We start from the raw sequence: 20,240 nt of genomic DNA, 5'->3' as shown, positions 1-20,240 counted from the left end.
TTGGGAACTATTAAAGCAATATTAGGGCTTAGTAGCGTCTATCGCCACCACCACGACGGTTACCCCAATTACCACCACCACCACCACGAGGGGAATTTCTCTCCTCACGGGGTTTAGCTTTATTGACTTTTAAATCACGTCCCATCCACTCAGCACCGTCGAGGGCTTCAATGGCCGCTGCTTCTTGTGCTTCTGATTCCATCTCTACAAATGCAAAACCACGGGGGCGACCGGTTTCTCGATCTGTGGGTAACTGAACACGACTAACTGTACCATATTCCTGAAAAGCCATCTTCAGGTCTTCTGCGGTCACCTGATAAGATAAATTGCCGACGTAAATTGACATAGAATGTCTGTCTCCGAATTCCGAGAGTTGTGGAGAGTTAGATTCGGAGAGACGCTTTTTAGAAACCAAAAGGAGTTACTCCACCGAAAATAATCTTTATACCCCTGAATATAGCACAGCATTTATGAACTACCCACAGTTGGCTTCGCCTGAACTGTAGGTTTCTACCTCCCTCAGTTCGTTTTTAGCAAAACTTTCTGTAGATTTTTGTCGCTTCTTTGCCCCTAGTTGCCACATCGCTCCAGCTTGCTTACCTACCTTGCTTCGCTGAAGGTAGGGACTTTGGTGTTAGCGTTAAGCCTGTAGATAGTGTTTTTGTCCTTCTTAACTAGAAAACTCTACCATTAACTTTTCTACCGCATCACATAGCTGTTGGTGATGTTCGCCATTACTCCCGATTAAACCACCCCACTGGTTAATGTCTTGGTTATTGTATTGCAACAAACTGCCATCGAAGTGAGTAAACTTACCGCCAGCTTCTGTTAAAATTAGTTCAGGTGCTGCTAGATCCCAGTCCTTAGGGGCAGATTTACCGGAAAGGGAAATATAAATATCCGCCTGTTTTTCCAGGATTGTAGCAATTTTGCAACCTACACTACCAACGGATTTGTGATTTTGGCATGGTAATTTTTGTAACAAATAATCTAGCTGTTCATGGCGGTGAGAGCGACTGACAACTACAGTTAAATCTTCTATAGGCTTACCACAAGAGACCTGTATGGGAAAACATTGCTCGCGGGTGGCGACAAAGGTACCCATCCCTTTAGTCGCAAAATACAACTTTTCAGCTTCCGGGAGAGCAACCACAGCTAAAACTGGACGTGAGTTTTGAACTAAGGCGATGTGAATCGCATAATCGCCAGTTTTTTGAATAAAATCTCGAGTACCATCTAAGGGGTCAATAATCCAAACCCATGGAGATGATTGCTTAGTGAGCGGTGATTGATAGGTCTCCTCGCTAATATAGGCAAAATCTTCATTACCTAAAGCCCCTTGTAGCTGCTCGAGAATGTATCGACTGACAGCCACATCAGCAGCAGTTACAGGCTCATTTTGTTTGTACTGGATATCGAGATCGGGATTTTTGGCGGTACCATGGTAATAAGACCTGAGTAAATCAGATGCACCCCAAGCCACTTTACGAGCGATCGCCAATATTGCTTGTAAGTCCTTCATTTCGCCCTCTTTATCTGTGTTTATCTGTGTTTATCTGTGGAAGATTCCTCAACATCCATCCACCGACGAGTACCAAAAAATCGACAAGAATCCGTCGCTATTGTAGCAGATAGTGCTAAGGCATCGGTAAAACTGCTTTGGAGAATATAATGACAGAAAGCACCGTGAAAAATATCTCCCGCCCCCAGAGTATCAACACACGTCACTTGAGGGACATCTACAGCACCCATTCCACTTGCAGATAAATATGTAATCGGGTTTTCACCGTGAGTAATGGCGATGTAGGGAATATTCCATTGACTCAGGTAAGTAAATACCTCAACCTCAGTGTTGCAGCCAGGGGGATAGAAATTAGCTGAACACAGGGCATAATCAGCAAAGGGCAAAACTTCCTCGAATCCTGGTTTCCAACTACCACCGTCAATGACTACCGGGATATTTTCAGCTTTAGCCATTGCCGCTATGCTTAGACCGACGGCCATTTGATGCCCATCAATTAATACAATGTCAATATCTTGTAAAATATTTGCCGGGATAGATCCACTATTAGCTTGAGTTTTGGCTGCATTGAGAGAAATTACAGCTCTTTCACCTGTGCTTTGGGTGATAATAATGGAAGATACAGGTGGTGCTGTACTCATAGTAGGCTGAAGATCAGCGATCGCCACTTGATAATTTGCCAAATCTCCCCGAATTATTTGGGTCATGGGATGACAACCCAGCACCCCCAAAAGTTGAGTTTGATTACCTAAATAACTAAAGGTGACAGCCGCATTGGTAGCCGGTCCACCAGCTGCTAAAGTATAGTCAGTAGCGACAACTTTCTGATTATTTCCAGGGGGAGAATCAGCCAGGTAAATTAAATCCAAGGTCACTAAACCCACAAATAAACCCCGGTGGGATCTGAGATTATTCATGTGTGTCCCCTACCGCTCATTTTTTGACTCATGCAGACTGAACCCAAACCAGGAACACTTTACATTGTTGCTACACCCATTGGCAACCTGGAAGATATGACTTTTCGGGCGGTGCGCATTTTGCAAACAGTAAATTTAATCGCCGCCGAAGACACTCGCCACACTGGGAAACTATTACAGCATTTTCAAATTAAGACCCCTCAAATAAGTTACCATGAACACAATCGCCAAAGCCGTATCCCGGAATTGTTAGAGTATATGGCAAATGGCCAGGCTATTGCTCTGGTTAGTGATGCGGGAATACCGGGAATTTCTGATCCTGGTTATGAACTGGTGATAGCTTGTATTGATGCAGGAATAACTGTGGTACCAATTCCTGGCGCTAGTGCGGTAATTACCGCTTTAAGTGCAGCTGGACTACCTACAGATAGGTTTGTGTTTGAAGGCTTTCTTCCAGCTAAAGCAGCAAAACGGCGGGAGTATTTAGAGTCTCTGCAGACGGAATCCCGCACCTTAATTTTCTACGAATCGCCCTATCGGTTGCCAGAAAGTTTACAAGACCTCGCAACGGTTTGGGGAGGCGATCGCCAAATTGTCATAGCACGGGAGTTAACTAAATTACACGAAGAATTTTGGCGAGGAACTATTACCGAAGCGATCGCTCATTATCACCAACGGGAACCCCAAGGGGAATATACCCTAGTCTTGGCGGGAAAACCCCCCAGCCAACTCCAACTGACAGAGGAACAACTCAAAGCTGAATTACTTCAGATCATGACGCAGGGAGTATCGCGATCGCAAGCTAGCCGACAATTAGCAAAAATCACTTCTGTGCCTCGTCGTCAACTATATCAACTAGCACTATCCCTGGCCATACCATAAAATATTTCAATTAACAACTGTATATTCAGGTAATTACAATTAATTTCGATAAATTGCTTCTGATGTCTACCCTAGCCAGGGATGTTTGGCTGAGTTTGAGGCTAAAATTGCAGTGGAAAGTATTGATTATGAGGATGCGGTAAGAATGACCCAAGTCGTTCTAGGAGAAAACGAAGGTATTGATTCAGCTTTGCGTCGGTTTAAACGTCAGGTGTCTAAAGCTGGTATATTAGCTGATGTCAAGTTTCATCGCCACTTTGAAACACCTCTAGAAAAGCGCAAACGTAAGGCGGTATCAGCTAGACGTAAGCGAAGGTTTTAATAAACCTATTTAGGCTTGACCTAACATCAGCAATAGTACATTGCCTTAATTATTACATAAAATTTTTGGATATACCCCACCACATCTCAGAGGTGAGGGTATATTATTTTCACGGAGTTTATGGATAGACTGGGATATTGTGGCTATTACAACGATTCATCGCCTTTTCTACTCCCTGTTTCAAGCTAAATTCTACACACTCAACCACAAACTGAAGCACAAGAGATATCAGTTGACTTTCAGCAGCAGAAAATTTTCCTAAAACATGAGAGATTGATTCAGACTGTTCGCTATTACTACCATCATTGGGTTTACCAATGCCGATGCGTAAACGCGGGAAGTTTTGGGTATTAAGATGGGAAATCGTACTCTTCATCCCATTATGTCCCCCAGCCGAACCAGACAAGCGTAAACGAGTTTTACCCAAAGGTAAATCCATATCGTCATAAATCACCAGCACCGACTCAGGAGGTAATTTATACCAACTAGTTACCGATTGAATAGACTGTCCAGAACGATTCATATAAGTTAAAGGTTTGAGTAAGCGAACTTTACCCATACCCGGAACCATTCCTTCACCATACTCACCCTGAAACTTGCGGTTTTCCCCTAAAGGAATTTGCCAAGCACGGGACAGTGTATCTATAGCAGCAAAGCCAATATTATGGCGTGTTTGGTCGTATTTAGGTTCGGGATTCCCCAACCCAACAATTAGTTGAGGAATTACCAGAGATGGTTTTGTAGCAGCTTCTGTCATTGTGACTCAAATCATTTCCTGAGCTGCACCTTCCCCTTCTGGTTTAGATTTTGTACCTTCCAGTTGCTTGGGTTCGATTTGTGCAGAAGTTTTCATGGCCTGTTCTATTTGTTCAGCTTCCCGTTTAAACTCGTTTTGAAACTCACTAGAAGCTTCTTGAAAACCCCGCACTGCTTTACCGAGACTACGACCAATTTCTGGTAACTTCTTGGGGCCAAAGATCAACAAAGCCACTACCATAATTAGACCCATTTCCGGTAGACCGATACCAAATATATTCACGTCCTTTCTCCTATAAATAGACAATGCGGTCAAGTGAGGCTGGGGAGAATCGAAATCAAAACTCCCCTTATGTATATCATGCTGACTTATTTAAGGCTAACGTTTTTGGTATAAAACCAAAAAAAAACCCGGACAAGCCGGGTACAGGTGCGCTGTGTTGATTTAGCCGCCCAAAGAGCGCCAATCAACCATTACATCCTGAATCAACAGAGACTTGTTGTAAACTTGCAAAATAATCAGCAGAAACACGAAAAATAGGAGCATAAAAACACCCATTAAAGGCGTAGTACCCCAACCAGGGGCAACCTTACCGTATTCAGAATTTAAAGGTTTGAGTATATCTCCCAACCTAGTGCGTTGTGCCATAGTTCACCTAAGATTCAGTTACCAAAGCTTTTTTTCATCTTCTGTAATATTCTACTATTACCATGAAGCGTCCGAGTCATAACTTGCCTTGACTTCTCCCCTGGATGGAATCACAAGGGATTCTAAACTGATGTTGCTACGCAGGCTTAAGCCATGCATCGCAACGTTTACGATCTGATTTATGTATTAAACAAGTCATATCGTTGTGGCACAGTCAAAGATGCCCTACCCACCTCGACTAAGGATAAACCTAGCTGTGTGGCTACTTAAGGAAAGCATCTTTTGGGTTTTTCACCATATTTGTGGATGCTTTTTTTTATCCTAACTAATCAGAAATGCTTTGTAAATACCTGTTAAAGTTTTTCTAGTAAGGATACGACAGGATAAATCCTGTTGAGTCACGTTTCATCCCCTCGCTAAAGCGTAGGGGTTTTCACGCTCCCACTATATTTTGATAGGGAAAATAATTTTAGCGATCGCGAAACAAATGTTAAAATAAACAAAAATAAACAGTGCCGACTCAGGCCAAGTTTAACCATAATAGCACTCATAATTAATCCTTCATTTATGGACACCGCAACAATTGTTAGTATTTCCGTTGGCGCTGCCTTAGTTGCCATCACGGGTTATGCCATTTACATTTCCTTCGGTCCTCCTAGTAAGCAGTTAGCAGACCCTTTTGAAGACCACGAAGACTAGAGTGAGGGAACAGTGCGCAGGCTGTTCACTGTTCACTGTTCACCTCAAAACTGGCAATTTTCCAAGGTTCTATGATTGAGTGTTGCGGACGGGATGATTTCGCTTCTAACAAATCTACAGCATTTCCCAAACTTAGCCCTAAATGACTCTGTAAACTTAACTGCGCTGTGTCTCCCTGACATTCATAACACCGGAGGATGAATTGCTGGGGGTTGTCCTCAGAGGGCTTGAAGGCCATTAAGATTAAATTGGCTGCGGATAAATTGAGGAAACTCACACTTTCACCGGGTGAGGGTGTAGCATCCTCAGTGGTGGGGGGATTGATAACTACTTGTAAGGGAATATTCAACTCATACCCACGCTGAACTGTATTGGCTGTTTGCCAACTACCGCCGTGGGGATATAGGGCGTAAGTAAATTCATGTAGTCCTCTGTCTGTTTTTGGGTCAGGCCAGTTGGGACTGCGTAGCAGGGTGATGCGTAATTGATTGCTTTTATTATCGTAACCATATTTACAGTCATTAAGCAAGCTGACACCATAAATATTTACATTATTTACATTTACCTGAGTTTCCCCAGTTAAATCAGCCCAACGCAAGGCGGGAACCTCCCATTTAGCCTGTTCTGCGGGTGTTTGGGGGTGATTAGGGCGACGAATGACACCGCAGGGAATTTCATAAGTTGCAAAATCAGCTTCTACATTTACAGGAAAGGCTGCTTTTACCATTACCTGATTTTCTTGCCAATTAACGGTGCTGGCAATTTTCAGCAATGGCGAACCAGCTTGTAAAATATAATCTTGGCAAAATTCCGATTTACCTAATTGACGCACCACCCGGACACGACTTTGTACTAGGCCTTGGTCTAACCATTCTAAAGATTTTAGTTGTGTGGGTGGTAGGGGATGTTGGGCATAATTGGGGTCAATATTCCAAGCATCCCAATATTGTCCCTGATCTTGAAAGGCTTGTAGTTGATTACCCGCACCAGTTAAAACTTCTCGGTGATGGATTTTATCAAATACACTGCGTAAATCTCCTGTGTCAGGATTAATTATCACCCGTAGAAATTCATTTTCTAAAGTCCAGTTGGGGGATGTGGGGGATGTGGGGGATGTGGGGGGTGTGGGGGATGTGGGGGAAAGCCAAAAAATGCGGTAACCTACCGATGGAATTTCAGCAGCTAGAAACAGGATTTTTCTGTCTGCTGATATTTGAGAAGTAATTGGCTGTCCGGAAATATCGTAGACTTGCCATTGTGGGTGAGATGGGGGTAATGTGAGGCTGACAACCTCAGAACGTTGCCAATTGAGAGCATTGAAAATAAATATCGGTTGTGCTTCTGGATGGGGGGGAGGGGGTAGAATGGTTTGGGAGGCGATCGCTAAGAGTGATTTTTGTAAGATATTGTTTCCTACTGCTTCTACTTGCTGCCATTCTGGGAGTGCATCTTGATAAACTTGGGTAATGGAGGAACCAGGTAAAATATCGTGAAACTGGTTAAATAAAACTTGTTTCCAAGCCCTTTCGATGTCAAGGGGATAGGTCACCCCACAGCTAAGGAAGGCTAAAGTAGCAAATAATTCCGCTTGATATAATAAATCTTCACAACGTCGATTGTACCGTTTTTGGTCTGCGTGGGTAGTGTAGCAACCGCGATGAAATTCTAAATATAGTTCGTCATTCCAAGTAGGTAGGAAATTGCTAGCTTGATCCTGGATTTGCTGTAAATACTTTTCTGATGTGGTAAACTCTAAGTCTGGGAAAACAGCAGACCTTTGCCAGCGTTGGGCAGTTTCTAGCATATCACGGGTAGGACCGCCGCCATGGTCACCCACTCCGGGGAGCCACAGGGACTGTTTAAAACCGGTTTTGCTTTGCCATTCATAAGCGTATGTTGCCATTTGTACCGGGTCAATGCCTTGACCGATTAGGGCTGACATGATACTCAAGATTTGACTACCATCAGGCGATCGCCACCAAAAAGCGTCATAATCAAATTGGCTAGTATCATTCCAGCGTAACTTTTGAGTTACAAAAAACTCAACACCAGCATTTACTAGAAACTGGGGTAAAGTCGCACAAAAACCAAAAGTATCCGGTAACCAAGCTACCGGGGACAACTTACCAAACTTAGCTTGGATATAACGCTGACCATACAACAACTGACGTACAATGGACTCACCGGAAATCAAATTTAATTCCGGTTCCACCCACAAACCCCCCACAACCTCCCAGCGTCCAGCTGCTACCTGGGCTTGAATTTGACTAAACAAATCTGGGCGATGTTCCTCCACCCAAGCATAAAGGGCTGGGGTAGAATGACAAAAAATCAACTCTGGAAAATCAGCCTGTAACCGCAAAACCGACTCAAAAGTATTTTGCGCCGCTTTCCAAGTGTCGCTCACTGGCCAAAGCCATGCTAAATCTAAATGAGCATGACCTAATAAATAGATTTGAGGATTTAAAGTGCTGATAAACCCTGCTAAATGCTGATAAACTTTTCGTAACTTATCTAGGGGTAAGTGTGTACTTTCTGTGTTATTTATTACCTTTGCCAATTCCTCAGCCAAGGTAATCAACCGTTCTGGCGCTAACTTTGTTAAACACAGCTGTACAATCGCCAACTCATCAGCGACAAAACCCGGATCTGGATGATCATGATCATTAGACTCATAAATTAGATGCGATCGCACCAAAGCACCATCATCATGTCCCGGACTGACTAAACGTACTGCTACAACAAACTCTTCTCCAGTCTTCACCCCTGGACTGAGCAGCACCCTGGGGGAACAATCAAATAAATCTCCCTGTAGCACTAACTCCCCATTCACATAAATCTCCGCCACATCGGCCCACCAAACCAGAGCCAAGCGCAAAGACAAACCCGCGACAGGATAACCCTGTAAATTTTCGGGAACTACAAACTTTTGCACCAACCACAGCACCTTTTTACCCCTTGTCCAAGCAATATGGGCTTTAGCATTGAGATTTACAGGTTTCCCCCCTGACAGTTTAGATATATCAATTTCAGTAATCTGACAGTCACATTCCCAACCTACCCAACCAGACTGGACATTTACCTGAGAATAAGAGCGCAGTTGCTCAATAGTTGCCAAAATAAATTCAGTGTGAGATTTTGACATGGGCAGGGTCATATTTTCGATAAAATAAAATCAGGTTAATTACATATATTATTCTTGGGGGAGTCTCACAACTCAACAAGACTCAAAAAAAGCAAATCACCATTATTATGTCTGGTTCTCTGGGTCGTTATCAAAGTAGGCTACTAAATTTTGTCCACCTGCAAACTCGGCGGTTGAGACAACATTGGGATCACACATTCCGACATTTACAAGTTGCAACTCAGTGGAGTGTGGAAATATTACTTTACCCCCTCTACCAATTATTTCATGCCACAGAATTAGCAAATAAAACTTTAGAGGCTAAATCACCACCCACACTGAAGTTACAACCGCAAGAGCCTAAATGTGACGCACCCATTGAACGAGTCTTAGCAGCAGTCAGAAGTTTACCTTCTGACTCTGAATCTGCACCTGTGAGATTTTTCCGGTTTTTGCGGTCAAAACTTGGGCCTTATCTCCCTACCCCACCCATAAAATTTTCTGATGGCGATAGGGTGGCGTTACCTATAAATGAAAGTAACATATGGGTAGGGAATGGTAGTAAGAGGATAACTACCCCACCCTATCAGGTTATTCAGGGAATTGCTACAGACTTGGTAAGTCGTAATTTGGTACTTGTTACTAGTGAGAATAAAATTTTAGATATTCTCACACCCAACCAACAGGCAAAATTAGCCGCCAGGATAATCTTTGAATTAGAAAATTCTCAACAACCTTGGCAGTTACCTGAAAACCAACCACAGAGTCAATTAATTAGCAAGATTAAATATATTTTAGCAACAATTACTGGCATAAGTAAAGTAAACATACCAGCTTTGCCGGAAGCTAGACCAAATAATTCATTTCCAACTAATAAATTAATGTCCTGGTTGGATACATCTGTGGCTAAATGGGAAACCAAAGCCTTGTTACCTATACAAAAGCGCAGCCAAGAGATGATCGCAATTGCTCAAACTGAGCTAAAAATATTGATTTATGGCAAACAAGAGGATATAGCAGTCAATGCTGACAGTTTAGAAACTCATAAACTGAATATTAGGGATTTAATTGCAGCTGCAATTAATTACTTTTTCGGGGGAAATAAACATAAAAAACTGGAAGATTCACCGGAAAAAATCCTGGCAAAATACCCTGGTTCAGAAGATTTAGTCGGAGATTCCTGGTTAGATTTCCATGATTTGTTTAGTAATGATCCGACAGTCATATCCCCAAGCGGGTCTGATAGTCAGATCCAGACAAAATCTCCTTGGTTGCAAAGGTCTGTAAAAACTTCTCAAGGGGTTAATTCCCCAGCTACAACTGACAATCAGTACCATAACCGGGAATTTGCGCCAGACTGGATAGAAGTTCCCGCAACTTTTATGGGTTATGACAAGCACCCTTTAGAGAAACTACTAGAGTGGCTCGATAAAATTATACTATGGATTGAGGAAATCATTGTTAAAGTTTTGCGATCTTTACAAAACTTATGGCGCGGGAAGTAATCTTCTGCTGAATTACCAGAACATATGATTGAGAAAATGACGCAAAATCTTAATTCCTTTTGGTTCTACATAGTTAGTGGGTAACAGACTCAGTAAAGCGTTTTGTAAGGTTTCTAATGCTGTATCTACTTCCTGACGCTTAATTCTAGAAGTTTGGTCAAAATATAATGGTTCCCCGAAGCGCACAGTTAACTGCTTGCGTAGAAACAGGTCTTGAGTACCAATTATTACAACTGGTACTATAGGTACACCAGCCCGCAAAGCATAAATTACTGTTCCTCGCTTCAGAGGATGTAACTGACCCTCTGTGCTTCCTAAGCGTCCTTCGGGAAATACAACTAGTCCGTTACCCTGGGATAACAAACCCTGGACAATGCGGTTTATTTTTCGCAGGGTGGGGATATCCTCCCCGGTGGGTACATTCTCCTCAATTGCTTGAGCGAGTTCTAGAAGGTCTTGTCGTTGGTGCTTGCTTGCTTCTATAACTGCGAGTTCTTCTTTCCAGATACGTTCTAAAGGAATGACACCACCCACTAGACGCAATATAAAACGCTTCCACCACTTATTATAAAGAGTCCGAGCATCACCCAGGACATAGTAGTGGGGATGGGTGGGAAGTTCCCCCAACAGTAGTAAGGGGTCGATATGGTGGAGATGGTTCGCTGCGAGGATAGCTGGTTTTTCCGGTATTCTCTCTAGGTTTTCCACCCGTACGCGAAACAAAGTACGGATGAAGGTTCGTAATACCCAACGACGCACCAGAGGATGAATTCTAGTTTCTGGATGTCCTTGACTAATAGTTTCCAGACCCTGAAGAACTTCTTTGATCATATCCCGTACAGCGCGATCGCTTGCAGCAGCTACACCTTCCTTTACCCGCTCAATCGTCGCGGGGTTTAAATCAGCTGAGTCTTCCACAAAATACTTGTTAGTAGAAATTTTAATCAACCCTCTGGGAATTCATGAATAGATCATAATTCTTGATGTTCCAATAAAAGTTAACCTCCCGACTTAATTACTATTGATATCAGGGGAAAAATAGACTACTGAGCATTGGGAGTTTTTTACCACTAACACAGGTCTTCCCTTGACTGCTCCATGAGTGAGAGTACAAATTTTATACAGGTTTTCACAATCAAAAATGGCCAAAACTAGCTCTTGACCGGTGAGATATGGAAATGGTAAAGGTCTACCCACCTCAGATTCCATCTTGACACCGTTCTCAACCCAGCTTAACTTCCAAATCCGCTTTTGAGTAATTGGAGCTTGGGCGAATTGAGCAATCTTGTGATAAACATCCTCGGCTCTGGTATGGTCATTAGCAGCGGGAATAAAAAATTTCATGGGTTTTCCTCAGCATCAGTTAATTTCAGCTACCAAGGTAACCTACTTCCATCCCAAGAGAAAAATTGGCCGCTGTCACCTTCTTCCAGTTGTGAAATCACTTGTAATAGTTGCTGAACCGTGCGTTCTACAGAGAATAACTTGTCTTTGGTGACATTTTTTTGAAATGGACGGGATAGACTTGTATCTGTTGTCCCAGGATGTAAAGTAACTAATAGTGTTTTAGGGGAACTTCTCCCATACTCAATTGCTGCTGTCCGCATGAACATATTCAGCGCGGTTTTAGAAGCACGATAACCATACCAACCACCCAGTTGGTTGTCGCCAATACTAGCTAATTTAGCGGAAATACTGGCAAAAACGCTGGGTTCATTATGGCGGAATAAGGGTAAGAGGTGTTTAGCCAGTAGAATAGAACCAATACTATTAACTTGGAAGTAGCGCAGTAAATTTTCTGAATTAATTTGTCTTAAACTTTTTTCAGGTTGTAAGGTGTCGTCGTGTAATATTCCAACACAGTTAATTACTAAGTGTAACTGGTTGACTTCGGCTTTCATGTGTTGGATAACTTCGACAATTTGGGACTCTTGGGTAATATCCATAGATAAACAAGTTAATTTATCAGGATATTGGTTTTGTAAAGCGATTAATTCCCCTGCTGTTTCTCTTTGACGATAGGTTGCATAAATTTGCTTAATTCTACTATCTTGCAATAAATTTACCACAAAACCCAAACCTATCCCCTGACTAGCACCAACAATTAAGGCATTAGCAGCATTAAGATAATTTCCAAAAGCCATTCATTTCATCTTGATTAATGGAGGATTAATATAACGTATTTTACCATATCTGTGCTGCCTTTAATTCAGCTTTTTAATCTCAAACCCTGAGAGTATAACAGTTTGTCTGTAGTGACTTGATCAGGATTATCTGGGATTAAATCTGTGGGAAAAAGGGGGTAAAGTACCCACACCATAAGATTTACTTACCAATACAGAATTTACTAAAAATTCTATCCAATACAGATTCTGTAACTTGCTCTCCGGTTATTTCTCCTAATGCTTGAATTGCGCCTCTTAGGTCGATAGTCCAGAAATCTAGGGGTAATTGTGCAGCTATTGTCATTTGTACTTGTTCTAAAGATATTTTGGCTTTAGTTAAAGCTGCGGCTTGTCGTTGGTTGATGGCTAAATCTAAATTAGCAGCTTGTATTTTTCCGGTTTGAACTATCTTTAAAATTGCTGTTTCTAAAGCATCAATTCCTTGATTCTTAGCCGCTGCTGTGGTAACAATTTGCTCAAGATTATCAGGATAGTTACTAGATACAATAGATGTAGTTTCTAGTAAGTCAATTTTATTAACCACTAAAATCAAGGGACGGTCTTTTACTTGTTGGTAAATTTCCTCGTCATCCTCTGTCCATCCCGCAGCAGCATCAATGGTGAATAATACCAAATCAGCAGCACTAGCTGCACGACGCGATCGCTCAACGCCAATTTTTTCTACTTGGTCTACGGTTTCCCTAATTCCAGCTGTATCCAGGACTTGTACAGGTATCCCCCCCACCACAAGCTGGGACTCCACTACATCCCTGGTAGTACCTGGTAAATCAGTGACAATAGCGCGATCGCTCTGACTCCAAGCATTTAATAAGCTGGACTTACCGACATTTGGTCGTCCCACAATCGCCACTTTTAAACCTGTTCGCAGCAGTTCACCTTGATCTTTAGTGGATACTAATTTAGTAATTTCGGCAGCAATTTGATTAATCTGTGATATGATGCCTTTATCATCCAACGGAGGTAAGTCCTCCTCAAAGTCAATCCGGGCTTCAATTTCTGCCAGAATATCTAAACAGTGAGCGCGTAACTGTCGGATGGGATGAGCTAATTTTCCCTGTAAACCAGCTAAAGCAGTTTGAGCAGCTTGGGGCGATCGCGCTCCCACCAAATCCGCTATACTTTCAGCTTGGGTTAAATCTAGTCGTCCATTTAAAAAAGCCCGGAGAGTAAATTCTCCTGGGTGAGCCAGTCTAGCACCCTGTTCTAAACATAGTTGTAAGACCTGCTGCACTGTGATCATACCACCATGACAATGGAATTCTACCACATCCTCACGAGTATAAGAACGGGGTGCTTGCATGATTAATAATAAAGCTTCATCTACCAATTGTTGGGTCTGGGGATGACGGACATAACCGTAAAGAATGCGGTGACTCTCCCAAACCTGACCCCCAGGAGCGTAAAATAGAGTTTGAGCGATCGCCATTGCTTGGGAACCAGATACCCGTACAATAGTAACGCTACCTTGTTGGGGAACCACAGCCGTAGCGATGGCGGCGATGGTTCCAGTAATAGCTAAGAGTTCCGACATGAGCGCCCTTTTTAGCAAAAAATTGTATATATATATATGCTCTTAGAGTAGCAAGAGTTTGAGATCATATATTTTCACTAGAGAGAAATTCACTATGGAACAAAAAATCAATTGTGCCGAAGCCTGCGTTAACGGCTGCGTTTTAGGGGATAATTGCCCCAATATTGAATTTAGAGAAGCCACAAGCAAATTTATTCAAGAAACTTCCCTAGACCAAATGCTGGCGATCGCAGAAGAACGCCTGCGCAAGAAAATCATGGAACCACCTCAATGGGTTTTTCCTGATAGCGATAGCTGAGGGTAAATCATAGATTCCGCAATTAAGCCTGTGGGTAGAGATGTGATTACTTGCGTCTCTACCAGTATTTTTACCGTGTTTGAAATATATTTTGTACCATTTTTTTATCTGTACTGGCTGCAGCTTGATCTAATGCGGTAATTTCGCCAGAGTCTAACCGCCATCCTAAAGCACCAATATTCTCCCGTGCTTGTTCCACACTTTTCGCCCCGGGGATGGGAATAGTTCCCTTACAAATACACCAGTTAATTGCTACTTGAGACATAGTTTTATTTCTAGATTTTGCCACTTCCCGCAAACATTCCACAAGCGATCGCACTCCTGGTAATAGTTGTCTGAATAATAAACCCCGGATACCAGGGGGTAAATTCCCGGTTCCTGTATATTTCCCAGTTAATATCCCCAATGCTAAAGGACTATAGGCGATTAATTTGATCCCCAATTGATCACAAACATCTTTGAGACCTAATTCCGTCACCGGATAGGTAGATAGTAAAGAATACTGGACTTGTAAAGTCTTAATGGGAACGCCCCGCGCGGCAAATTTTTGATGTACAAATTGTAAACGTTTGGGTCCATAATTAGATAAGCCCACCCCATTAACTAATCCTTGTGCGTATAAATCAGCTAAACCATCTAACAAACCTGATTCTTGCCAAGGTGCATAATTAGCTGTAGACCAATGCATCTGGACTAAATCAACATTTTTACCCAAGCGTTGAGCCGATGAGTGACAAGCTTTCACCATTGATTGACGTGTCCATCTCCAAGGATAAGCCGCCAACTTGGTCGCAATGCAGATATGCTCTTGATTTGCACCTTGATATTCTTTGGTAAATCGTCCCAGGAGTGACTCACTGCGTCCGTTTAATCTTCCAGTTCCGTAGGAATCACCTGTATCAAACAAAGTTACACCACTGCTCACACACAGGTTAAACACAGCTTGTAACTGTCCATCCATGCTTTGATTATATCCCCAGAGTAGTTGATTACCCCATGCCCAAGTACCACAACCCATCAGGGGGAGAGATAGTTTTTCGCTGCTGTGCATATTTACCGTTTCTAAACTTCTATGGCTATCACAATTCATTATGGAGGAGAACACCGAAAAGGCGATCGATTGATTATCTTGTGTCGCCTGTGTACTTAGTTTTGTATGGTTTAGGTCACGTAACCCTAGATATGAAAATATCTATCTTTAGATAGATGACATCTTAATGGCTCATATCATAATATAAGGATAGGTTCAAAAATTTACATATACTAGGAAGCCTAACCTCAAGCCGAGTCTATGACTGTTTCATTGCATTTGCCGCCGCATCAAACATGAGAAATAGTCATAATAGCAACATCAAATATAAGTAAATTATCGGGTTTGAATTACATCTACATCTGCCTGATTAAACCGTGATTGACTAGCCTTTAAGGAAATCCCCGTATGAAATTTGGAATTGACATAGGACACAACTGTCCTCCCTATGATACTGGTGCAGTAGGTATAAAAAGAGAGGATGTCCTAACTAAAGATGTAGGCACTCGCCTGATGCAAAAATTAACTGCATTAGGTCACAGTGTGATCAATTGCACTCCTAGCACCGCCACCTCATTAAATCATTCTCTTAGTCAAAGAGTTAGTAAAGCTAACGCCAATCAAGTAGACATCTTTGTGTCTATACATTTCAACGCGTTTTCCCCTACAAATGCTCCCAGAGGGTCAGAAATTTATGCCATTAGCAATGCTTCCCAAGCTATTGCTCGCCGAGTGCTGAATGAAATTGTCAAACTAGGATTTAAGGACAAAGGAGTTAAAAGCAGTCCCGCTTTTTTTGTCATCAGGAATACTTCCATGCCAGCGATTCTAGTAGAATGTTGCTTTATTGATTCTAAAGCCGATATGGATCTGTTTGATGCCGAAAAAATGGCCGAAGCGATCAAAGTTGGCTTAGTCGGTAAAGATGTTCCTCCACTTCCCCAAAATGGTATCAGTTTACCTGGTACGTTAATCATTAAACAGCCAACCATCCTCAAACCTTCTACAGATCAATCCTCAGACTTACCCCCAGAAAGTTTAGAAAATATTGTTCCGGGGGAATATCCCGTTTTAGATGCTCGTCGGGAAGAAAGACATTATTGGGTGAAATGGCCAGACAACAGTATCAAGGGACGAGATGAACATTTTATCTTTGAAGAACACGCGGAATTAAAAGCCTAAAATTGTCTTATATTTGGGGTAGACAGAAAGCTACCCCAAAAACAGTTTATACGCCAGATTCTGGCTTTCATCCCAATAACGATAACCAAGGGTATCTAAAAATGCTTGCCATTCCTGCATTTCCTGGGGAGGTACTTGCATTCCTACCACAATTCGCCCGTAATCTGCCCCATTGTTACGGTAGTGGAACATACTAATATTCCAGTTAGGACTCATAGAACCGACAAACTTCATCAAAGCGCCGGGACGTTCGGGGAATTCAAACCGGTAGAGTAATTCATTATGAGCTAGGGGAGAATGTCCACCCACCATGTGGCGCAGGTGTAATTTTGTCAGTTCATCATCGGTTAAGTCAATGGTTTTAAAACCGCAGGTTTCAAAGGTTTCTACCATTTTGACTGCATCAGCACGGTTTTGTATTTGCACACCTACAAAAATATGGGCTTCTTTTTCGTCGGCTATGCGATAATTAAATTCAGTCAGATTGCGATCGCCTATACATTGACAAAATTGACCCAGACTACCCTGTTGTTCGGGGATAGCTACTGCAAAAATAGCCTCACGACGTTCGCCAAATTCCGCCCGTTCCGCCACAAACCGCAGACGGTCAAAGTTCATATTAGCACCGCAAGCTACAGCAATCAAGGTTTTTCCCTGAATTTGTTCTCGTTCAGCGTAAGCTTTAGCCGCGGCGATCGCTAATGCACCCGCCGGCTCTAAGATTGAACGTGTATCTTCAAACACATCTTTAATTGCCGCACAAGTATCATCTGTATCTACTAAAATAACTTCATCTACGTAATTCTGACATAAACGAAAGGTTTCTTCACCCACTTCTCGTACCGCCACCCCGTCAGCAAATAAACCCACCTGGGGTAAACGTACACGATGTCCCGCCTTCAGCGATTGTGACATAGCGTCAGCATCCACAGGTTCAACACCGATGATTTTAATTTCTGGACGCAATCGTTTAACATAAGCTGCAATTCCCGAAATCAAACCACCGCCACCAATAGCCACAAAAATTGCATGGATGGGTTGCTGGTATTGCCGTAAAATCTCCATCCCAATTGTCCCCTGTCCAGCAATCACCTCAGGATCATCAAAGGGATGAATAAAAGTCAATCCTTTTTCTGCCTCCAACTCACGAGCATAAGCGTAGGCATCATCATAGGTATTACCATATAATACCACCTCTCCCCCCCTAGCTTTCACCGCATCTATTTTAACTTGGGGAGTAGTCACCGGCATGACAATAATTGCTCGCGCACCTAACCGACTAGCAGCCAAAGCCACACCCTGAGCATGATTCCCCGCAGATGCGGCAATTACACCTTGACCCAGCCGTTCTGGTGTCAGATTTACCATCTTGTTATAAGCACCCCGCAGCTTAAAAGAAAACACTGACTGCATATCTTCCCGCTTCAGCAAGAGATTATTATTCAGTCGTTTTGAGAGATTCGTGGCATATTCCAGGGGGGTTTCCTGGGCAACATCATACACACGAGCAGTCAGAATTTGTACCAGGTAATCGCAATACATGGGGCTTATAGATGCGGTGATTTGAAGATAGATTCTTAATTTTACCTTTACTTGTGTACCTAGGTTGCAGAAAACTCTTAGGTTTAAATTTAAATTTAAAGCCACAAAAAACACAGCATATGCGATCGCCTTTCATCACCTGGAGGGTAATATCCCCGACTTCTGAGATAATTGGGATAATCTCATTTAGCTGAAGTCATTAGACAGGGGTTTCTAACCCCTGGCTCCCCGTGGTCGTAGCTCTTAAACCCCGACCCCTCAACAGTCAACAGTCAACAGTCAACCGTCAACAGTCAACACCCAGTCGGATTCATCCGACTTTAGCTATTAGACAGGGGTTTCTAACCCCTGGCTCCCGGTGGTCGTAGCTCTTAAACCCTGACCCCTCAACAGTCAACAGTCAACAGTCAACCGTTAACAATCATAGGAGTTATAATCAAATCAAGCTATACCTAAACTTTTATGACTAAATGGTTTAACACTGCTGGCCCTTGTCAACTGGATATACACTACACCCTATCCACCAGTGAACGGTTACCCCAATTAAAAGGACTGATTGAGCAGCGCAATTACTTTGTTATCCATGCACCCAGACAAACCGGTAAAACCACTGCCATGCTCACCCTAGCACAGGAATTAACAGCCAGTGGTAAGTACACCGCCGTCATGGTATCCGCAGAGGTAGGCTCTGCTTTTCCCGATCAGCCAGAGGTAGCAGAAAGAAGAATTTTAGATGCTTGGCAAGATGCTATTGACTTTTGGCTACCAACAGAATTACAACCACCTTTTTTAACTAATGGTAATCCACCTCAACGTATTGGCTCTTTCCTCAAATCTTGGGTAGAAACTTCTGTGCGCCCCGTAGTAGTGTTTATTGATGAAATTGACTCCCTGCAAAATCAAACTTTAATTAATCTCTTAAGGCAATTAAGGGATGGTTTTCCCCGTCGCCCCCAAGGTTTCCCCCAATGTGTAGCCTTAATCGGGATGCGGGATGTACGTGATTATAAGGTAGCCTCTGGCGGTAGTGATAGGTTAAATACCTCTAGCCCTTTTAATATCAAGGTGCGCTCTCTGACTTTAAGTAATTTCACTTTAGAAGAGGTAAAAAGTCTGTATGAACAACACACCGCAGCCACAGGACAAATCTTTACCCACCAAGCCATTAACCACGCCTATGATTTAACTCAAGGTCAACCTTGGTTAGTTAATGCTTTAGCTAAGGAAGTTACAGAGTATTTAGCAGAAGATGTGAATATTCCCATCACGGTAGATTTAATCAATCAAGCTAAAGATATCTTAATTCAAAGACAAGACACCCACTTAGATAGTCTCGCCGAGCGACTGCGAGAAGATAGAGTTAAGGCGATTATTGAACCTATTTTATCTGGGGAAGAATTACCCAACACCCCGGAAGACGATCGCCGTTATCTGTTAGATTTAGGTTTAGTGATTCGCAGTAAAGAAGGTGGGTTAAAGGTAGCTAACCCCATTTATCAAGAGGTAATCCCCAAGGTGTTAGCCCAGGGTACTCAAGATAGTTTACCGATGATTCAACCTAGTTGGTTAACACCCACAGGGGAATTAAACCCGCAAATTCTGTTAGAAACTTTTTTAGACTTTTGGCGACAACATGGAGAGCCATTATTTAAAAGTACCCCTTACCCAGAAATAGCCCCGCATTTAGTATTAATGGCATTTTTACACCGGGTTGTTAATGGTGGTGGTAGCTTAGAGCGGGAATACGCCATCGGCTCCGGGAGGATGGATATATGTTTAAGGTATGGGGATGTAGTCTTAGGGATGGAATTAAAGGTATGGAAACAGGGTAAAGCTGACCCCTTACCCCAAGGATTGATACAGTTAGATAAATATTTATCAGGATTGAATTTAGATACGGGATGGTTAGTAATATTTGACCGTCGCCCCGACTTACCCCCCATTAGCGATCGCACTACCACGGAAATAGCCCGGAGTCCCCAGGGCAGAAATATTACAGTAATTCGGGGGTAGGTTTGGATTTGTTGACTGTTGACTGTTGACTGTTGACCGGGAAGAGGTATGACCATCAACAGTCAACCACCCAGAAAAGATA

Annotated in this window: 20 protein-coding genes; 7 read left to right on the top strand and 13 right to left on the bottom strand. The window is 42.7% G+C overall.

All coding sequences use genetic code 11. The features are described 5' to 3' along the window. Positions 1–28: 28 nt before the first annotated feature. The 3 genes from IM676_RS03750 to IM676_RS03740 form a co-directional block, all read right to left on the bottom strand. Positions 29–346 carry an RNA recognition motif domain-containing protein gene (locus IM676_RS03750; protein ID WP_200990069.1) on the bottom strand — a complete coding sequence of 106 codons (318 nt, stop codon included), beginning with the start codon at positions 344–346 and terminating at the stop codon, positions 29–31. A gap of 324 nt (positions 347–670) precedes the next feature. Next, positions 671–1,522, bottom strand: a complete 852-nt coding sequence (locus tag IM676_RS03745) for a 3'(2'),5'-bisphosphate nucleotidase CysQ family protein (RefSeq protein WP_200988978.1) — start codon at positions 1,520–1,522, stop codon at positions 671–673. Positions 1,523–1,542: 20 nt separating this feature from the next. Beyond that, positions 1,543–2,439, bottom strand: a complete 897-nt coding sequence (locus IM676_RS03740; RefSeq protein WP_200988977.1) for a sugar kinase — start codon at positions 2,437–2,439, stop codon at positions 1,543–1,545. Positions 2,440–2,469: 30 nt separating this feature from the next. On the opposite strand from IM676_RS03740, the gene rsmI reads away from it, so the two are divergent. Further along, the gene (rsmI, locus tag IM676_RS03735) at positions 2,470–3,321 is read left to right on the top strand and encodes a 16S rRNA (cytidine(1402)-2'-O)-methyltransferase (RefSeq protein ID WP_200988976.1); all 852 of its coding nucleotides are present in this window, start codon (positions 2,470–2,472) and stop codon (positions 3,319–3,321) included. Between the two features lie 145 nt (positions 3,322–3,466). Beyond that, a complete protein-coding gene (rpsU, locus tag IM676_RS03730; protein WP_200990068.1) occupies positions 3,467–3,643 on the top strand; it encodes a 30S ribosomal protein S21 in 177 nt (58 codons plus the stop codon). Positions 3,644–3,761: 118 nt separating this feature from the next. Here rpsU and pth read toward each other — a convergent pair whose 3' ends face one another. From pth to psbH, 3 genes are all read right to left on the bottom strand, one after another. Next, positions 3,762–4,400, bottom strand: a complete 639-nt coding sequence (pth, locus tag IM676_RS03725) for an aminoacyl-tRNA hydrolase (RefSeq protein WP_200988975.1) — start codon at positions 4,398–4,400, stop codon at positions 3,762–3,764. Between the two features lie 6 nt (positions 4,401–4,406). After that, positions 4,407–4,682: a TatA/E family twin arginine-targeting protein translocase gene (locus IM676_RS03720; protein WP_200988974.1), complete on the bottom strand. Its 276-nt coding sequence runs from the start codon at positions 4,680–4,682 to the stop codon at positions 4,407–4,409. A 162-nt stretch (positions 4,683–4,844) separates the two neighbouring features. Continuing rightward, complete coding sequence (psbH, locus tag IM676_RS03715; protein WP_200988973.1) at positions 4,845–5,048, bottom strand: photosystem II reaction center phosphoprotein PsbH; 204 nt, start codon at positions 5,046–5,048, stop codon at positions 4,845–4,847. A 567-nt stretch (positions 5,049–5,615) separates the two neighbouring features. On the opposite strand from psbH, the gene psbN reads away from it, so the two are divergent. Continuing rightward, positions 5,616–5,747 carry a photosystem II reaction center protein PsbN gene (gene psbN, locus IM676_RS03710; RefSeq protein WP_200988972.1) on the top strand — a complete coding sequence of 44 codons (132 nt, stop codon included), beginning with the start codon at positions 5,616–5,618 and terminating at the stop codon, positions 5,745–5,747. 25 nt (positions 5,748–5,772) lie between these two features. On the opposite strand, the gene IM676_RS03705 is transcribed toward psbN, so the two are convergent. Continuing rightward, on the bottom strand, positions 5,773–8,904 hold the full coding sequence (locus tag IM676_RS03705; RefSeq protein WP_200988971.1) for an alpha-mannosidase: 3,132 nt from the start codon (positions 8,902–8,904) through the stop codon (positions 5,773–5,775). 95 nt (positions 8,905–8,999) lie between these two features. Here IM676_RS03705 and IM676_RS03700 point away from each other — a divergent pair, with 95 nt between their 5' ends. Continuing rightward, positions 9,000–10,376: a hypothetical protein gene (locus IM676_RS03700; RefSeq protein ID WP_225880444.1), complete on the top strand. Its 1,377-nt coding sequence runs from the start codon at positions 9,000–9,002 to the stop codon at positions 10,374–10,376. A gap of 12 nt (positions 10,377–10,388) precedes the next feature. Here IM676_RS03700 and IM676_RS03695 read toward each other — a convergent pair whose 3' ends face one another. The 4 genes from IM676_RS03695 to mnmE all read right to left on the bottom strand — a co-directional run bounded on the left by IM676_RS03695 (position 10,389) and on the right by mnmE (position 14,093). Beyond that, positions 10,389–11,294, bottom strand: coding sequence for a lysophospholipid acyltransferase family protein (locus IM676_RS03695; RefSeq protein WP_225880443.1), 906 nt, complete (start codon positions 11,292–11,294; stop codon positions 10,389–10,391). A 93-nt stretch (positions 11,295–11,387) separates the two neighbouring features. After that, entirely contained in the window at positions 11,388–11,720 is a 333-nt protein-coding gene (locus IM676_RS03690; RefSeq protein WP_200988970.1) for a hypothetical protein, read from the bottom strand. A gap of 29 nt (positions 11,721–11,749) precedes the next feature. Beyond that, the gene (locus IM676_RS03685) at positions 11,750–12,520 is read right to left on the bottom strand and encodes an SDR family NAD(P)-dependent oxidoreductase (protein ID WP_200988969.1); all 771 of its coding nucleotides are present in this window, start codon (positions 12,518–12,520) and stop codon (positions 11,750–11,752) included. Positions 12,521–12,701: 181 nt separating this feature from the next. Continuing rightward, complete coding sequence (gene mnmE / locus IM676_RS03680; RefSeq protein WP_200988968.1) at positions 12,702–14,093, bottom strand: tRNA uridine-5-carboxymethylaminomethyl(34) synthesis GTPase MnmE; 1,392 nt, start codon at positions 14,091–14,093, stop codon at positions 12,702–12,704. Between the two features lie 94 nt (positions 14,094–14,187). On the opposite strand from mnmE, the gene IM676_RS03675 reads away from it, so the two are divergent. Further along, on the top strand, positions 14,188–14,391 hold the full coding sequence (locus IM676_RS03675) for a hypothetical protein (protein ID WP_200988967.1): 204 nt from the start codon (positions 14,188–14,190) through the stop codon (positions 14,389–14,391). Positions 14,392–14,461: 70 nt separating this feature from the next. Here IM676_RS03675 and IM676_RS03670 read toward each other — a convergent pair whose 3' ends face one another. Beyond that, positions 14,462–15,442: an aldo/keto reductase gene (locus tag IM676_RS03670; protein ID WP_200988966.1), complete on the bottom strand. Its 981-nt coding sequence runs from the start codon at positions 15,440–15,442 to the stop codon at positions 14,462–14,464. Between the two features lie 387 nt (positions 15,443–15,829). On the opposite strand from IM676_RS03670, the gene IM676_RS03665 reads away from it, so the two are divergent. After that, positions 15,830–16,603 carry an N-acetylmuramoyl-L-alanine amidase gene (locus tag IM676_RS03665; RefSeq protein WP_200988965.1) on the top strand — a complete coding sequence of 258 codons (774 nt, stop codon included), beginning with the start codon at positions 15,830–15,832 and terminating at the stop codon, positions 16,601–16,603. 30 nt (positions 16,604–16,633) lie between these two features. Here IM676_RS03665 and ilvA read toward each other — a convergent pair whose 3' ends face one another. After that, positions 16,634–18,145, bottom strand: coding sequence for a threonine ammonia-lyase, biosynthetic (ilvA, locus tag IM676_RS03660; RefSeq protein ID WP_200988964.1), 1,512 nt, complete (start codon positions 18,143–18,145; stop codon positions 16,634–16,636). A 462-nt stretch (positions 18,146–18,607) separates the two neighbouring features. On the opposite strand from ilvA, the gene IM676_RS03655 reads away from it, so the two are divergent. After that, on the top strand, positions 18,608–20,158 hold the full coding sequence (locus tag IM676_RS03655) for an AAA family ATPase (RefSeq protein ID WP_200988963.1): 1,551 nt from the start codon (positions 18,608–18,610) through the stop codon (positions 20,156–20,158). Positions 20,159–20,240 lie beyond the last annotated feature (82 nt).

The sequence above is a fragment of the Anabaenopsis elenkinii CCIBt3563 genome (assembly GCF_015245355.1).
GTDB classification, from domain to species: domain Bacteria; phylum Cyanobacteriota; class Cyanobacteriia; order Cyanobacteriales; family Nostocaceae; genus Anabaenopsis; species Anabaenopsis elenkinii.
This window is presented reverse-complemented; position numbering and strand designations above follow the sequence as displayed.

What these genes read in the sequence shown, in the direction of transcription:
- IM676_RS03750 (WP_200990069.1), bottom strand. Translation starts at nt 346, where the DNA reads ATGTCAATTTACGTCGGCAATTTATCTTATCAGGTGACCGCAGAAGAC.
- IM676_RS03745 (WP_200988978.1), bottom strand. Translation starts at nt 1,522, where the DNA reads ATGAAGGACTTACAAGCAATATTGGCGATCGCTCGTAAAGTGGCTTGG.
- IM676_RS03740 (WP_200988977.1), bottom strand. Translation starts at nt 2,439, where the DNA reads ATGAATAATCTCAGATCCCACCGGGGTTTATTTGTGGGTTTAGTGACC.
- rsmI (WP_200988976.1), top strand. Translation starts at nt 2,470, where the DNA reads ATGCAGACTGAACCCAAACCAGGAACACTTTACATTGTTGCTACACCC.
- rpsU (WP_200990068.1), top strand. Translation starts at nt 3,467, where the DNA reads ATGACCCAAGTCGTTCTAGGAGAAAACGAAGGTATTGATTCAGCTTTG.
- pth (WP_200988975.1), bottom strand. Translation starts at nt 4,400, where the DNA reads ATGACAGAAGCTGCTACAAAACCATCTCTGGTAATTCCTCAACTAATT.
- psbH (WP_200988973.1), bottom strand. Translation starts at nt 5,048, where the DNA reads ATGGCACAACGCACTAGGTTGGGAGATATACTCAAACCTTTAAATTCT.
- psbN (WP_200988972.1), top strand. Translation starts at nt 5,616, where the DNA reads ATGGACACCGCAACAATTGTTAGTATTTCCGTTGGCGCTGCCTTAGTT.
- IM676_RS03705 (WP_200988971.1), bottom strand. Translation starts at nt 8,904, where the DNA reads ATGACCCTGCCCATGTCAAAATCTCACACTGAATTTATTTTGGCAACT.
- IM676_RS03700 (WP_225880444.1), top strand. Translation starts at nt 9,000, where the DNA reads ATGTCTGGTTCTCTGGGTCGTTATCAAAGTAGGCTACTAAATTTTGTC.
- IM676_RS03690 (WP_200988970.1), bottom strand. Translation starts at nt 11,720, where the DNA reads ATGAAATTTTTTATTCCCGCTGCTAATGACCATACCAGAGCCGAGGAT.
- IM676_RS03685 (WP_200988969.1), bottom strand. Translation starts at nt 12,520, where the DNA reads ATGGCTTTTGGAAATTATCTTAATGCTGCTAATGCCTTAATTGTTGGT.
- mnmE (WP_200988968.1), bottom strand. Translation starts at nt 14,093, where the DNA reads ATGTCGGAACTCTTAGCTATTACTGGAACCATCGCCGCCATCGCTACG.
- IM676_RS03675 (WP_200988967.1), top strand. Translation starts at nt 14,188, where the DNA reads ATGGAACAAAAAATCAATTGTGCCGAAGCCTGCGTTAACGGCTGCGTT.
- IM676_RS03670 (WP_200988966.1), bottom strand. Translation starts at nt 15,442, where the DNA reads ATGCACAGCAGCGAAAAACTATCTCTCCCCCTGATGGGTTGTGGTACT.
- IM676_RS03665 (WP_200988965.1), top strand. Translation starts at nt 15,830, where the DNA reads ATGAAATTTGGAATTGACATAGGACACAACTGTCCTCCCTATGATACT.
- ilvA (WP_200988964.1), bottom strand. Translation starts at nt 18,145, where the DNA reads ATGTATTGCGATTACCTGGTACAAATTCTGACTGCTCGTGTGTATGAT.
- IM676_RS03655 (WP_200988963.1), top strand. Translation starts at nt 18,608, where the DNA reads ATGACTAAATGGTTTAACACTGCTGGCCCTTGTCAACTGGATATACAC.